11 protein-coding genes are annotated in these 14,195 nt (G+C 60.6%); 7 read left to right on the top strand and 4 right to left on the bottom strand.

Annotated features, from left to right (window positions below; translation table 11 throughout):
* Positions 1–170 precede the first annotated feature (170 nt).
* The 3 genes from dapE to AC07OG_RS19980 all read left to right on the top strand — a co-directional run bounded on the left by dapE (position 171) and on the right by AC07OG_RS19980 (position 2,586).
* Positions 171–1,322, top strand: a complete 1,152-nt coding sequence (gene dapE / locus AC07OG_RS19990; RefSeq protein WP_495067884.1) for a succinyl-diaminopimelate desuccinylase — start codon at positions 171–173, stop codon at positions 1,320–1,322.
* Positions 1,322–2,134 (top strand): putative RNA methyltransferase, encoded by an 813-nt coding sequence (locus AC07OG_RS19985; RefSeq protein WP_495067883.1) that lies wholly within the window; start codon positions 1,322–1,324, stop codon positions 2,132–2,134. Before dapE ends, AC07OG_RS19985 begins: the two co-directional genes overlap by 1 nt.
* A gap of 74 nt (positions 2,135–2,208) precedes the next feature.
* Positions 2,209–2,586 (top strand): hypothetical protein, encoded by a 378-nt coding sequence (locus AC07OG_RS19980; RefSeq protein WP_060541803.1) that lies wholly within the window; start codon positions 2,209–2,211, stop codon positions 2,584–2,586.
* A 140-nt stretch (positions 2,587–2,726) separates the two neighbouring features.
* Here the strand turns inward: AC07OG_RS19980 and AC07OG_RS19975 are convergent, their stop codons facing one another.
* Positions 2,727–2,936, bottom strand: coding sequence for a cold-shock protein (locus tag AC07OG_RS19975; RefSeq protein ID WP_010462862.1), 210 nt, complete (start codon positions 2,934–2,936; stop codon positions 2,727–2,729).
* A gap of 166 nt (positions 2,937–3,102) precedes the next feature.
* Between AC07OG_RS19975 and plsB the strand changes: the two genes are divergently transcribed.
* The 3 genes from plsB to AC07OG_RS19960 all read left to right on the top strand — a co-directional run bounded on the left by plsB (position 3,103) and on the right by AC07OG_RS19960 (position 7,037).
* A complete protein-coding gene (gene plsB / locus AC07OG_RS19970; protein ID WP_218424780.1) occupies positions 3,103–5,595 on the top strand; it encodes a glycerol-3-phosphate 1-O-acyltransferase PlsB in 2,493 nt (830 codons plus the stop codon).
* A 153-nt stretch (positions 5,596–5,748) separates the two neighbouring features.
* Entirely contained in the window at positions 5,749–6,099 is a 351-nt protein-coding gene (locus AC07OG_RS19965) for a YbaY family lipoprotein (protein WP_495067882.1), read from the top strand.
* 248 nt (positions 6,100–6,347) lie between these two features.
* A complete protein-coding gene (locus AC07OG_RS19960) occupies positions 6,348–7,037 on the top strand; it encodes a DUF4197 domain-containing protein (RefSeq protein WP_495067881.1) in 690 nt (229 codons plus the stop codon).
* A gap of 1,266 nt (positions 7,038–8,303) precedes the next feature.
* Here AC07OG_RS19960 and AC07OG_RS19955 read toward each other — a convergent pair.
* Both AC07OG_RS19955 and AC07OG_RS19950 read right to left on the bottom strand, forming a co-directional pair.
* Positions 8,304–11,369, bottom strand: coding sequence for an efflux RND transporter permease subunit (locus AC07OG_RS19955; protein ID WP_060541807.1), 3,066 nt, complete (start codon positions 11,367–11,369; stop codon positions 8,304–8,306).
* 5 nt (positions 11,370–11,374) lie between these two features.
* Positions 11,375–12,475 (bottom strand): efflux RND transporter periplasmic adaptor subunit, encoded by a 1,101-nt coding sequence (locus AC07OG_RS19950; protein WP_060541808.1) that lies wholly within the window; start codon positions 12,473–12,475, stop codon positions 11,375–11,377.
* Positions 12,476–12,568: 93 nt separating this feature from the next.
* Here AC07OG_RS19950 and AC07OG_RS19945 point away from each other — a divergent pair, with 93 nt between their 5' ends.
* The gene (locus AC07OG_RS19945; RefSeq protein ID WP_495067880.1) at positions 12,569–13,207 is read left to right on the top strand and encodes a TetR/AcrR family transcriptional regulator; all 639 of its coding nucleotides are present in this window, start codon (positions 12,569–12,571) and stop codon (positions 13,205–13,207) included.
* Positions 13,208–13,331: 124 nt separating this feature from the next.
* On the opposite strand, the gene AC07OG_RS19940 is transcribed toward AC07OG_RS19945, so the two are convergent.
* Entirely contained in the window at positions 13,332–14,114 is a 783-nt protein-coding gene (locus tag AC07OG_RS19940; protein ID WP_256352677.1) for a class I SAM-dependent methyltransferase, read from the bottom strand.
* Positions 14,115–14,195: the final 81 nt, after the last annotated feature.

Below are 14,195 nucleotides of genomic sequence, written 5' to 3'. Positions count from 1 at the left end.
GGCTTGGCGTGCCTCGGCTTGCCGATCGAAGCCAATACCTGTGGGAGCGGGCTTGCTCGCGAATGCGTTGTAAGAGTCGAGGAGTATGTTGACTGATACACCGCATTCGCGAGCAAGCCCGCTCCCACACTAAAAGCCCAAGCCCATACCTCAAGTTTCCGGAGTTTTCCATGACGGCCCACGCCGACCTTTCGCCGACCCTCCAACTCGCCATCGACCTGATCCGCCGTCCATCCGTGACGCCGCTCGACGCCGATTGCCAGAAGCAGATGATGCAGCGCCTGGGCGATGCCGGTTTCACCCTGGAACCGATGCGCATCGAAGATGTGGATAACTTCTGGGCCACCCACGGCCAGGACGACGGTCCGGTGCTGTGCTTCGCCGGCCACACCGACGTGGTCCCGACCGGCCCGGTGGCGGCCTGGCAGATCGAACCGTTCAACGCACTGATCGACGAACACGGCATGCTCTGTGGCCGTGGCGCGGCTGACATGAAAGGCAGCCTCGCCGCCATGACCGTCGCCTCCGAGCGTTTCGTCGCCGATTACCCGAATCACAAGGGCAAAGTCGCCTTCCTGATCACCAGCGACGAAGAAGGCCCGGCGCACCACGGCACCAAGGCAGTGGTTGAGCGCCTGGCCGCGCGCAACGAGCGCCTGGACTGGTGCATCGTTGGCGAACCGTCGAGCACCACCCTGGTCGGTGACGTGGTCAAGAACGGTCGTCGCGGCTCCCTCGGCGCCAAGCTGACTGTACGCGGCATTCAGGGTCACGTGGCCTATCCGCATCTGGCGAAGAACCCGATCCACCTTGCCGCCCCGGCGCTGGCCGAACTTGCCGCCGAGCATTGGGACCACGGCAACGATTTCTTCCCGCCGACCAGCTTCCAGATCTCCAACGTCAATTCCGGCACCGGCGCGACCAACGTGATCCCCGGCGACCTGATCGCGGTGTTCAACTTCCGCTTCTCCACCGAGTCCACCGTCGAAGGCCTGCAAAAGCGCGTCGCCGACATCCTCGACAAGCACGGCCTGGACTGGCACATCGACTGGGCACTGTCCGGCCTGCCGTTCCTCACCGAGCCGGGCGCTCTGCTCGACGCGGTGTCGTCGAGCATCAAGGACATCACCGGTCGTGACACCAAGGCCTCCACCAGCGGCGGCACCTCCGACGGGCGCTTCATCGCGACCATGGGCACGCAAGTGGTCGAGCTGGGCCCGGTCAACGCGACGATTCACCAGGTCAACGAGCGGGTACTGGCGGCTGATCTCGATGTGTTGACCGAAATCTACTACCAGACCCTGATCAAGTTGCTCGCCTGATGCTCGCGTGTCCGATCTGCAGTGAACCGCTGAGCGCGGTGGATAACGGCGTGGCGTGTCCCGCCGGGCATCGGTTCGACCGCGCGCGCCAGGGCTACCTGAACCTGCTGCCGGTGCAGCACAAGAACAGCCGTGACCCTGGGGATAACCAGGCAATGGTCGAGGCCCGCCGTGACTTCCTCAACGCCGGCCATTACGCACCGGTGGCCAGGCGCCTGGCGGAGCTGGCTGCGGGTTACGCGCCACAGCGCTGGCTCGACATCGGTTGTGGCGAGGGTTACTACACCGCGCAGATCGCCGAGGCCTTGCCGAACGCCGACGGATACGCCTTGGACATTTCCCGGGAAGCGGTGAAGCGCGCCTGCAAACGCAACCCGGCAATTACCTGGTTGATCGCCAGCATGGCGCGGGTGCCTCTGGCGTCCGCCAGCTGCCAGTTCCTGGCCAGTGTTTTCAGCCCGCTGGACTGGCAGGAGGCCAAACGCCTGCTCAGCCCCGGCGGCGGCCTGATGAAGGTCGGCCCGACCAGCGGCCACCTGATGGAATTGCGCGAGCGGCTGTACGACGAAGTACGCGAGTACATCGACGACAAGCATCTGGACCTGGTGCCGAACGGCATGCAGCTGCAACACAGCGAGACCCTGGAGTTCAAGCTGATGCTCGCCCATGGTCAGGATCGCGCCAACCTGCTGGCCATGACACCCCACGGCTGGCGCGCCAGCGCCGAACGCCGGGCAGCGGTCATCGAGCAGGCTGAGCCGTTCGAGGTCACCGTGTCGATGCGCTACGATTATTTCGTTCTTCAACCCTAATATTGGCCTTGAGCATCCGCTTGAGCCCGGCTAAATCCGCGAATGGATTTTTCAGACACGCAGTGAGGACATCCATGCGCCAACCCGATATCGAGATTTACCTGAAAGACGCCGACGTCGACCACAAAGCCATCTCGGCTTGGCTCGGTGCTGCATTGGGCCCGTGCAGCGACTGGGTACAGAGAGGCCAGACCTACAAGTGCAAGGCTGGCAACGTGCCGGTGACCTGGCTACCCAAGGCCGTGGGCAAATGGAACAGCCTGTACCTTGAAAGCGACCAGACCCCGTGGGAAGACGACATCGCCTGCGCCCGCGCCGCGTTTGTCGCGCTGAACGTCGAAGTGCGCTGCGCACCGGGTAGCTGGGTCGAAGAAGAAGGTGAAGAAACAGCGGATCGCTGGATACGCATCAGCGCCGATGGTGAAGAAGAGATCACCTGGAAAACTGCTTAAAGCAGAGCGACACCGAGCAGGATGTGGGAGCGGGCTTGCTCGCGAATGCGGTGCGTCAGTAGAGATCAATGCTGACTGACGCACCGCATTCGCGAGCAAGCCCGCTCCCACAATGGTTTTGGGTGAGCTGATGAGTGGGTTTACAGCCCGACGACGTCTTCGGCCTGCAAACCCTTCTCGCCCGTCACCACGGCATATTCAACCTGCTGCCCTTCAGCCAGCGAGCGGTGCCCTTCGCCGCGAATTGCGCGGTAATGCACGAACACGTCCACCCCGTCCTCGCGCTGAATGAAGCCGTAGCCTTTGGCGTCGTTGAACCACTTCACGTTGCCTGTTTCGCGCGTTGCCATGAATCAGTACCCCCTTATTTTTATTTTGAGCGTCGGAGTATATGACAGCCGTCAAAACTCTCAACTCAACTTTACTTAGCCGCTTTTTTGCCGATTTTCGGCGAATACGGCACACTATCGCCCACCCGAGCATTTGCTCGGTTTTATTCACTCACGCAGAAGCCGTATGACCCGTTCCCCGTTCCGCCGTCTTGTGTTTGGCACACTGCGCCGACTTTTGTACCTCTGGGTTCGCTCGGAGACGATCAATCAGTCGTCGTTCACCCTTAACCTCGACCGCAGTCGCCCGGTGTTCTACGTCCTGCAAAACCCTTCGCTGAGCGACCTCGCCGTGGTCGACAGCGAATGCACCAAGGCCGGCCTGCCGCGCCCGGTGCTGCCAGTCTCGGTGGGCGGCCTGGTGGAACCCGCGGCGTTCTTCTACTTGACCCCGGATCCCGACTGGCTCGGCCGCCAGGACAAGCGCGGTGCGCCGCCGACCCTGACCCGGCTGGTCAGCGCCTTGAGCCAGAACGCTGGCGAAGACGCGCAGATCATTCCCGTCAGCGTGTTCTGGGGCCAATCGCCGGACAGCGAGTCCAGCCCCTGGAAACTCTTGTTCGCCGACAGCTGGGCCGTCACTGGCCGCCTGCGCCGCTTGCTCAGCATCATCGTGCTGGGGCGCAAGACCCGCGTGCAGTTCTCCGCGCCGATCCACTTGCGTGAGTTGATCGACCACAACAAGGGCCACGAGCGCACCGTGCGCATGGCCCAGCGGATACTGCGGGTGCACTTTCGCAACCTCAAGGCCGCCGTCATCGGCCCGGATATTTCCCACCGGCGCAACCTGGTCAAGGGCTTGCTCAATCAGCCACTGGTCAAGCAGGCGATCCTCGACGAAGCAGAGCGCGAGAACATCTCCCCGGAAAAGGCCAAGGCCCAAGCGCTGCGCTACGGCAACGAGATCGCCTCGGACTACACCTACACCGCAATCCGCTTCATGGAAGTGGTGCTGAGCTGGTTCTGGAACAAGATCTACGACGGCATCAAGGTCAACAACATCGAAGGCGTGCAAAAGGTCGCACCGGGTTACGAAGTGATCTACGTACCCTGCCATCGCAGCCACATCGACTACCTGCTGCTGTCCTATCTGCTGTTTCGCAATGGCCTGACCCCACCGCACATCGCCGCCGGGATCAACCTCAACATGCCGGGCATCGGCGGCCTGCTGCGTCGTGGCGGTGCGTTCTTCATGCGCCGTACCTTCAAGGGCAACCCGCTGTACACCTCGGTATTCAACGAATACCTGCACACCCTGTTTACCAAAGGCTTCCCGGTGGAGTACTTCGTCGAAGGCGGCCGTTCGCGCACAGGGCGCATGCTGCAACCGAAGACCGGGATGCTGGCGATCACCCTGCGCAGTTTCCTGCGCTCCTCGCGTATGCCGATCGTCTTCGTGCCGGTGTACATCGGCTACGAACGCGTGCTGGAAGGCCGGACCTATCTTGGCGAGCTGCGTGGCGCCACCAAGAAGAAAGAGTCGATTTTCGACATCTTCAAAGTCATCGGCGCGCTCAAGCAGCGTTTCGGCCAGGTAGCGGTGAACTTCGGTGAGCCGATCAAACTCGCGGAATTTCTCGACAGCGAACAGCCGGACTGGCGCAAACAGGAGCTCGGTCCGCAATTCAGACCGGCCTGGCTCAACGAAACCACCAACCGCCTCGGCGAAAAGGTCGCGCAGCACTTGAACGAAGCGGCGGCGATCAACCCGGTCAACCTGGTGGCGCTGGCACTGCTCTCCACCTCGCGCCTGGCCCTCGACGATCGGGCCATGGCGCGGGTACTCGACCTGTATCTGGCGCTGTTGCGCAAAGTCCCTTATTCACCGCACACCACCCTGCCCGCAGGTGATGGTCGTGCGTTGATCGAGCACGTGAAGGACATGGACCTGTTGTCCGAGCAGAGCGATGCCCTGGGCAAGATTCTGTATCTGGACGAGCAGAACGCTGTCCTGATGACCTACTACCGTAACAACGTGCTGCATATCTTCGCATTGCCGGCGTTGCTGGCGAGCTTCTTCCAGAGTGCGTCGCGCATGAACCGCGAACAGATCCTGCGCTACACCCGCGCGCTTTATCCGTACTTGCAGGCGGAGCTGTTCATTCGCTGGTCGCTGGACGAACTCGACGCGGTGATCGATCAATGGCTGCAAGCCTTCGTCGAGCAAGGCTTGCTGCGATTCGAAAACGATGTCTACCTGCGCCCGGCACCGAGCTCGCGGCATTTCGTGCTGCTGACCCTGCTGTCGAAAAGCATCGCCCAGACTCTGCAGCGTTTCTACATGACCGTCTCTTTGCTGCTCAACAGTGGCCAGCACAGCATCAGCGCCGAAGAACTGGAAGACCTGTGCACGGTCATGGCCCAGCGCCTGTCGATCCTGCATGGCCTGAACGCCCCGGAATTCTTCGACAAGAGCCTTTTCCGCCACTTCATCCAGACCCTGCTCGATCTCGAGGTGCTCAAGCGCGACGAAGCCGGCAAGCTGGGCTACCACGAACTGCTCGGCGAACTGGCCGAAGGCGCGGCCAAGCGAGTGTTGCCGGCGGAGATTCGTTTGTCGATCCGTCAGGTGGCGTTGCATCGCAGTGAAGATGCAGCGGAGTTACTGACGCCGCTCTGACCCATCGAGTATTTGGCAGAAACAAGGATTTTTCTGCCCTATAAGACGCCCCGTTCGACTCGGTTTGCAGGAATCGCCCTACATAAAAGTCGCGGTATCGACTTTATGGTTAGCGCTCGTCAATACCGACGGTCAATTGAAAAGGAAATCAAAATGAGCGGCGAAAAAGAAATTACCGGTAGCGTAATTTATCTCGAAAAGGTTGGCCTTCTATCGGGTTCGACCCTCCAGGTCAGCCTGGTGGATGTCACTCAGCCAAGTGACCTGAAAACACTGGCTACAGAGGTCTATACCGATCTGAACCAGGATTTCATGGAATACGCACTGACTTTCGACATGGCAAAACTGCAGTACGGGCGTACCTACGCCATCAGTGCAAGCATCTTCTATGAAGATGAGAGGGTGTTCACCTCCACGAACCATCCCGCACTGGATTTGAGCGAGGAGACGTTGTGGGTTAAAGATGTGGTGGTGAAAATCGTCAGTGTTTCGCCAAACGCATAACCGGCAGTTTTTCTTGAGTTGCCGTTGGCGCCGACTGTGCTCGAGCGCCAACGACTATGTGTTACCTGGAACATTGCGCAACAAATCCGTTAAATTGTCATAGGCGCCAGTGAACCTGCGGCGCCAACGACACGGATTCGCTTCATGAAAGAACATGCTATGCCAAGGCGAATCGCAACAATCAGCAACCCGTTGATAATTCCCGACGAAGCCGTCCGCTGATGCCCTCTTTCAAACAAGGAAGCCTAATGTTCCGCCCTACCCTTCGCTTTGCCGGTCTGTGCGCCGGCGTGATGATCTGCGCCAACGCCCTGGCCCTTTCCCTCTCCGACCTGTCGCAAAAAGACGCCACCGGTGGTCTCAAGGATGCCTTGACCCAGGGTGCACAATTAGCCGTGAAACAACTCGGCACACCAGGCGGTTTCAGCAACAACCCGGACGTCAAAATCGAACTGCCAGGCAAGCTCGGCAAAGTCGCGAACAAGATGAAACAGTTCGGCATGGGTGCTCAGGTCGACCAGCTGGAATCGAGCATGAACAAAGCAGCTGAAACCGCTGTGACCCAGGCCCAGCCGATTCTTGTGGATGCCGTGAAGAAAATGACCGTGGAAGACGCCAAGGGCATCCTCAGCGGCGGCAACGATTCGGCCACTCAGTACCTGAACAAAACCAGCCGCGAACAGATTCGCGTCAAGTTCCTGCCCATCGTCAAGCAAGCCACCGATCAAGTGGGCCTCGCCCAGCAATACAACACCTTCGCCGGCCAGGCCGCGACCATGGGTGTGATCGATGCGAAGAGCGCCAACGTCGAAAACTATGTGACGGAGCAGGCGCTCAATGGCTTGTTCGAAATGATCGGCAAACAGGAAGAAACCATTCGCCAGAACCCGGCTGCGGCTGCGACAGGTTTGGCCAAAAAAGTATTCGGCACTCTGTAACGATCACCTGCCATATCCCTTCCGCGTACGGCGCATTCCGTATAGATCTGCCGAAGGCTGCGGTCTTTTGATCTCGCTCTTAAATCAAGATCAAAAGATCGCAGCCTCCGGCGCCTCCTACAGGGATCGAGTGCATCTGAAAGCGACTGGTTGGCTTGCAGGCCGCCATCGCTGGCAAGCCAGCTCCCACAATTAGTCCTCGGTGCATCTAAGAGAGATTGGTCGGCTCGTAGGCCGCCATCGCTGGCAGGCCAGCTGCCACAATTAGTCCCCGGTGTACCTGAGAGAGATTGGTCGGCTCGTAGACCGCCATCGCTGGCAGGCCTGCTCCCACAATTGGGCCCGGGTGTACCTGAGAGAGATTGGTCGGCTCATAGGCCGCCATCGCCGGCAGGCCTGCTCCCACAATTAGTCCCCGGTGTATCTGAGAGAGATTGGTCGGCTCGTAGACCGCCATCGCTGGCAAGCCAGCTCCTACAATTTGGGTCCCGGTGCATCTGAGACAGATTGGTCGGCTAGTAGGCCGCCATCGCCGGCAGGCCAGCTCCCACAATTAGACCCTGGTGCATCTGAGAGAGATTGGTCGGCTCGTAGACCGCCATCGCTGGCAAGCCAACTCCTACAATTTGGATCCCGGTGCATCTGAGAGAGATTGGTCGGCTCGTAGGCCGCCATCGCTGGCAAGCCAGCTCCTACAATATGGATCCCGGTGCATCTGAGAGAGATTGGTCGGCTCGTAGGCCGCCATCGCCGGCAAGCCAGCTCTACAATTTGGATCCCGGTGCATCTGAGAGAGACTGGTCGGCTCGTAGACCGCCATCGCTGGCAGGCCAGCTCCCACAATTAGTCCCCGGTGCATCTGAGAGAGATTGGTCGGCTCGTAGGCCGCCATCGCTCTTCACCACTCAACAGGCCGAGCGTTAGCTCGCCTGCAGCTTTTGATCTTGATCCACCCGCCCCTTCGGGAGGCTGAGTGGAGGTGTTTATCCGGGGGGTAGGCGCGTAGCGCCGTTCGACGAAGTCGAACACATCGAGAGGAGGTCGAAGCGAAGCCGACCGGAGGCGATGCCCCCGGATGAATACCGGAACGAAGGAACGCCGAGCCTAAGCGAGGGGCCGGACGCTGGGGCAAGCCTTTTTGGGTACTTTTTTGGCGTTTGAAAAAAGTGCCTCGCCGTAAGGGCGAAACCATAAGCCGCCATTACCGCAGCAACGGATATGTACTCAATCCCCCCAAGAACCTGGTCGGCCCAAAGGCCGCCAAGGTCAAACAGATTCTTTGCGAACACGAAACCAGGCCGCATAAAGCGCAGGCAAGAACAACAGCGTCAAAGCCGTAGCAACAATCAACCCCCCCATGATCGCCACCGCCATCGGCCCGAAAAACAAACTGCGCGACAGCGGAATCATCGCCAACACCGCCGCCAGCGCCGTCAACACAATCGGCCGGAACCGCCGCACCGTCGCCTCGATAATCGCCTCCCAAGGCTTATACCCGGCAGCGATATCCTGCTCGATCTGATCCACCAGAATCACCGAGTTACGCATGATCATCCCGGACAAAGCGATAGTCCCCAGCATCGCGACAAATCCGAACGGCTGGCGGAACACCAGCAGAAACAGCGTCACCCCGATCAACCCCAACGGCGCCGTCAGAAACACCATCGCCGTGCGTGAGAAACTGCGCAGCTGCAGCATCAGCAACGTCAACACCACCACGATGAACAGCGGCACACCGGCCTTCACCGAGTTCTGTCCGCGTGCCGAATCCTCCACGGTGCCGCCAACATCCAGCAAATACCCATCCGGCAGTTCGGCGCGGATCGGGTCGAGGGTCGGCATGATCTGCTTCACCAGGGTCGCCGGTTGTTCCTTGTCGTAGATATCGGCGCGAACCGTCACGTTAGGCAGGCGGTTGCGGTGCCAGATCACGCCTTCTTCGAAGCCGTACTCCAGGGTCGCGACCTGCGACAATGCCACGCTGCGACCGTTGTCGGTCGGCACCGCCAGGCTTGGCAGCAGCGACAGCTCAGTGCGTTCATGCAAGGTGCCGCGCAACAGGATCTCGATCAACTCGTTGTCTTCGCGATACTGGCTGACGCTGGAGCCGGTCAGGGAGCTTTGCAAAAACTTCGACAGGTTCGCCGTACTGACGCCCAGTGCCCTCGCGCGGTCCTGATCGACGTTCAGGTACACCACCTTGCTCGGCTCTTCCCAATCAAGGTGGACGTTGACCACATGGGGATTCTCGCGAACCTTGGCCGCGACTTTGCGCGCCAGTGCGCGGACTTCCTCGATGTGCTCACCGGTCACCCGGAACTGCACCGGATAGCCGACCGGCGGACCGTTCTCCAGACGCGTAACCCGCGCGCGCAGGGCTGGAAACTGCTCGTTGAGGGTGGCGATCAACCAGTTGCGCAGGGTTTCGCGCTCCTCGATGTTTTTCGCCAGGACGACGAACTGGGCAAAACTCGCCGCCGGCAGTTGCTGATCGAGGGGCAGGTAGAAACGTGGCGAACCGGTGCCGACATAAGCCACATAGTTGTCGATCCCGGCATGATCCTTGAGCAACGCTTCGAGGCGCTTGACCTCATCGGCGGTGTTGCTCAGCGAAGCGCCTTCGGCCAGTTTCAGGTCGACCATCAATTCCAGGCGGCCCGATGCCGGGAAGAACTGCTGCGGCACAAAGCGGAACAGCACGATCGAGCCAATGAACAACAGCACGGTCAGCACGATAACGGTTTTGCGCCAGCGCACACACCACTCCACCAGTCGCCGCACGCGCTGATAGAAAGGTGTGCCGTAGGGGTCGGGTTGGCCTGCACCATGCTTGGCCGCATGAATTTTCGCCAGGTCCGGCAGGAGCTTTTCCCCAAGGTAAGGCACGAAGAGTACCGCAGCCACCCATGACGCCAGCAGCGCGATGGTGACCACCTCAAAGATCGACCGGGTGTATTCGCCGGTACTCGATTGCGCGGTGGCAATCGGCAGGAAGCCGGCTGCGGTGATCAGCGTACCGGTGAGCATCGGGAACGCGGTGCTGGTCCAGGCGTAGCTGGCAGCCTTGATGCGGTCGAAGCCCTGCTCCATTTTGATCGCCATCATTTCCACGGCGATGATCGCGTCGTCCACCAGCAAGCCCAGCGCCAGTACCAATGCGCCGAGGGAGATCTTGTGCAGGCCTATCCCTAAGTAATACATGCAGGCGAAAGTCATCGCCAATACCAGCGGGATCGTCAGCGCCACGACCATGCCGGTGCGCATGCCGAGGGAAAAGAAACTCACCAGCAGCACGATGGCCAGGGCTTCGACCAGCACCTGGACGAACTCGCCGACCCCGGTTTTCACCGCGGCAGGCTGGTCAGAGACCTTGCGCAGTTGCATGCCGGCCGGCAGGTTTTTCTGGATGCGGGCAAACTCGACTTCCAGGGCCTTGCCGAGCACCAGAATATCGCCGCCGCCCTTCATGGCGACGGCCAGGCCGATAGCGTCTTCCCCCATGAAGCGCATGCGCGGCGCCGGAGGATCGTTGAAACCGCGCCGCACATTGGCCACATCGGAAATGCGGAAAGTGCGATCGCCTACGCGAATCGGGAAATTCCGGATCTCGTCGACCGTCTGGAAGTTCCCCGTGACCCGTAGCTGCAATCGCTCGCTGCTGGTTTCGAAAAAGCCCGCCGTGGATACCGCGTTCTGCTCTTCCAAAGCTTGTTGCACCGCCGCCAACGGCAAGCCTAGGGTGGCGAGCTTGACGTTGGAGAGCTCGATCCAGACTTTCTCGTCCTGCAACCCGAGCAGGTCGACCTTGCCCACGTCCTTGACCCGTTGCAGCTGGATCTGGATGCGGTCGGCGTAATCCTTGAGGACCGCGTAGTCAAAACCATCGCCCGTAAGGGCGTAGATGTTGCCGAAGGTGGTGCCGAATTCATCGTTGAAAAATGGCCCCTGGATGCCAGGCGGCAAGGTGTGACGAATGTCGTTGACCTTCTTGCGCACCTGATACCAGAGCTCGGGGATATCCACCGAATGCATGGCGTCGCGGGCGATGAAGGTCACCTGGGATTCGCCGGGGCGCGAGAACGACATGATGCGCTCGTAATCGCCGGTTTCCATCAGCTTCTTTTCGATGCGTTCGGTGACCTGGCGCGAGACTTCCTGCGCCGTCGCCCCCGGCCAGTTGGTGCGAACCACCATGGCCTTGAAGGTGAACGGCGGGTCTTCGCTCTGGCCGAGCTTGGTGTAGGAAAGCGCGCCAACAATGGCCAGCAACAGCATCAGGAACAGGACAATCTGACGATTACGCAGCGCCCAGGCGGAGAGATTGAAACCCATCGGGATTACTCCTTGTCCGCCAGATTGACCACGCGGTTGGAGCGATCTACCGGGCGCACCTGCTGCCCTTCGAGAAGCACATGGACACCGGCGGCCACTACCCAGTCGCTGGCTTTGAGCCCTTCGAGCACCGGTACGGTTTTTTCACCGAAGGCACCGATACGCACCGGGGTCTTCTTCAAGGTATTGTCGGCGCTGACGACCCAGACGTAGGACACGCCGTTTTCCGAGGTCAGTGCCGAAAGCGGCACCGACAGCACCATCACGTCGCTGCTCTGCACGAATACCCGGGCGCTCTGGCCCAGTTCGACGGGTACATTGCCGGCGGTGAAGGCGATGCGTGCGGCGAAGGTGCGGGACTTGGGATCGGCCGCTGGCGACAGCTCGCGGATACGTCCGGCGAAACGCTGATCGGGTTGGGTCCACAGTTCCACCGCGACCGGCTGGCCGACCTTGAAGCGGCCGAAGCTCTGCTCCGGCAGACTGATCAACACCTCACGCTCGCCGTCGGTGGCGAGGGTAAATACCGTCTGCCCTGGCGCCACCACTTGCCCGACTTCCACCGCGCGCTTGGCCACCACACCATCCTGGGGCGCACGCAGCACCGCGTAACTGGCCTGGTTGGTCGAGACGTTGAATTCGGCTTTGATCTGTTTGAGGCGCGCTTCACCGGAGCGGTAAAGGTTTTCGTGATTGTCATACTGCGAGCGGCTGACCAGCTGACGTTCCATCAGGGTTTTATAACGATCACGCTCGGCGCGCACCATGCTCAGGTTGGCCTCGGCGGCGGCGACCTGGGCGCGGGTGGCTTCCAGTTGCAGGCGCACATCCTGGGGATCGAGCTCGGCCAGGGGTTGATCGGCCTTGACCCGTTGCCCTTCGTCCACCAGTCGTCGGCTGACTTTACCGCCGATGCGAAACGCCAGGTCAGGCTCATAACGCGCACGAACTTCACCGGGATAGCTTTCCATTGCCTGCGCCGAAGGCTCTGGCCTAACCACCATGGCCGGCCGCACGCTGACCTGGGGCGCCTCTTCGTGACCGCACGCAGACAGAAAAAAAGCCAGGCAGACTGGCAACGCGAGGGGCAAGGCATAGCGGAACATGGTGAAGGACCTTTCGCTAATAGTGCTTGGAATAATTATACTGAGCAGTATGGTATTAATAGCAAACTCACCAGTCCAGTAATAAAAGCGAATATGCCCAACAAACTTTCAGCACCCAATGGCCCAGGCCGCCCCAAGGATCTGGCCAAGCGCCAGGCGATCCTCGATGCGGCCAAAACGCTGTTCGTGAGTAAGGGCTATGCCAGCACCAGCATGGATGCCGTCGCCGCCGAAGCGGGTGTGTCGAAGCTTACGGTCTACAGCCATTTCAACGACAAGGAGACGCTGTTCTCCGCCGCTGTGGTGGCCAAGTGCGAGGAGCAACTGCCGCCACTGTTCTTCGAATTGCCGCCAGGCGTCGCGGTTGAAACAGTCCTGTTGAACATCGCGCGCGGCTTTCATCAGCTGATCAATAGCGATGAATCGGTGAACCTGCACCGTCTGATGATGACCCTGGGCAGTCAGGACCCCAAACTCGCACAGATCTTCTTCGAGGCCGGCCCCCAGCGCATGGTGCTGGGCATGGAGCGCTTGCTGACCCGCATCGATCAGAGTGGCGCGTTGCGCATCGACAATCTGCACAATGCAGCCGAGCATTTCTTCTGCCTGCTCAAGGGCGCGGGGAATTTCCGTTTGCTGTATGGCTGCGGCGAGCCACCGGAGGGTGACGCGGCCGAGAGCCATGTGCGGGAAGTGGTGGGGCTGTTTATGCGGGCCTATCGGCCGGATTGAGCCTGATAGACTCTGTTTGGCTGATCCGGCTCCTTCGCGAGCAAGCCCGCTCCCACAGGGGATTTGTGGTGATCCATAGAGCCAGTGTGGGAGCGGGCTTGCTCGCGAAGCAGGCGACGCGGTGCTAGGGCTTCAACGCCTTCTTCGGATAAATGTCATACCGGCTCGACTTGCCATCGAGCGCATGACTTGGCTTGGGCCCTTCAATACACGGAGCCTTGCGCGGGCGCTTGACCACCACCCGGTGGCTGGCCAGGGCCAGGGCCGCTGCAAGCAAGGCCGGCGCATCCGGGTCATCGCCCACCAGCGGCCGGAACAGGCGCATTTCCTTCTTCACCAGCGCGGTTTTCTCACGATGCGGGAACATCGGGTCGAGGTAGATCACCTGGGGTGGCTCCCCTTCCCAATTGCTCATCACCTCGATCGAGTTGCCCTTGAGCAACTGCATGCGCGCCACGATCGGCGCCACCTCGAAATCGTCCGCGCCACGGGCCAGGCCGTCTTCGAGCAAGGCACCAATCAACGGCTGGCGCTCGATCAGGCTCATCTCGCAGCCGAGGCTGGCCAGCACGAAGGCATCCTTGCCCAACCCGGCCGTGGCATCCAGTACGCGCGGGCGCACACCCTGTGCGACGCCGACCGCCTTGGCGATCATCTGCCCGCTGCCACCGCCGTACAGCCGGCGATGGGCCGCTCCGCCCTCGACGAAATCCACCCGCACCGGCCCTGGCGCATCCGCACCCAGCTGTTGCAACTGCAAACCCTGCTCGCCCACCTGCAAGGCGAACTCGGCGTCCGCCACCTGCAACGGCAAGTCCAGGCGCGCGGCCCACTGCTCGGCTTGTGGCTCGAAGGCTTCGCCGAGGGCCTCGACATGAATGCGGCACGACGCAGGTTGATCAATCATCGGAAAACACGCTCAAAAAATTAATGATCGGCAAAAACTGCCGATAACAAAACTATCGAGCATTTTGCCAGAGCTGAGCGT

It is taken from the genome of Pseudomonas sp. GW821-FHT09H03 (assembly GCF_059415945.1).
This window is presented reverse-complemented; position numbering and strand designations above follow the sequence as displayed.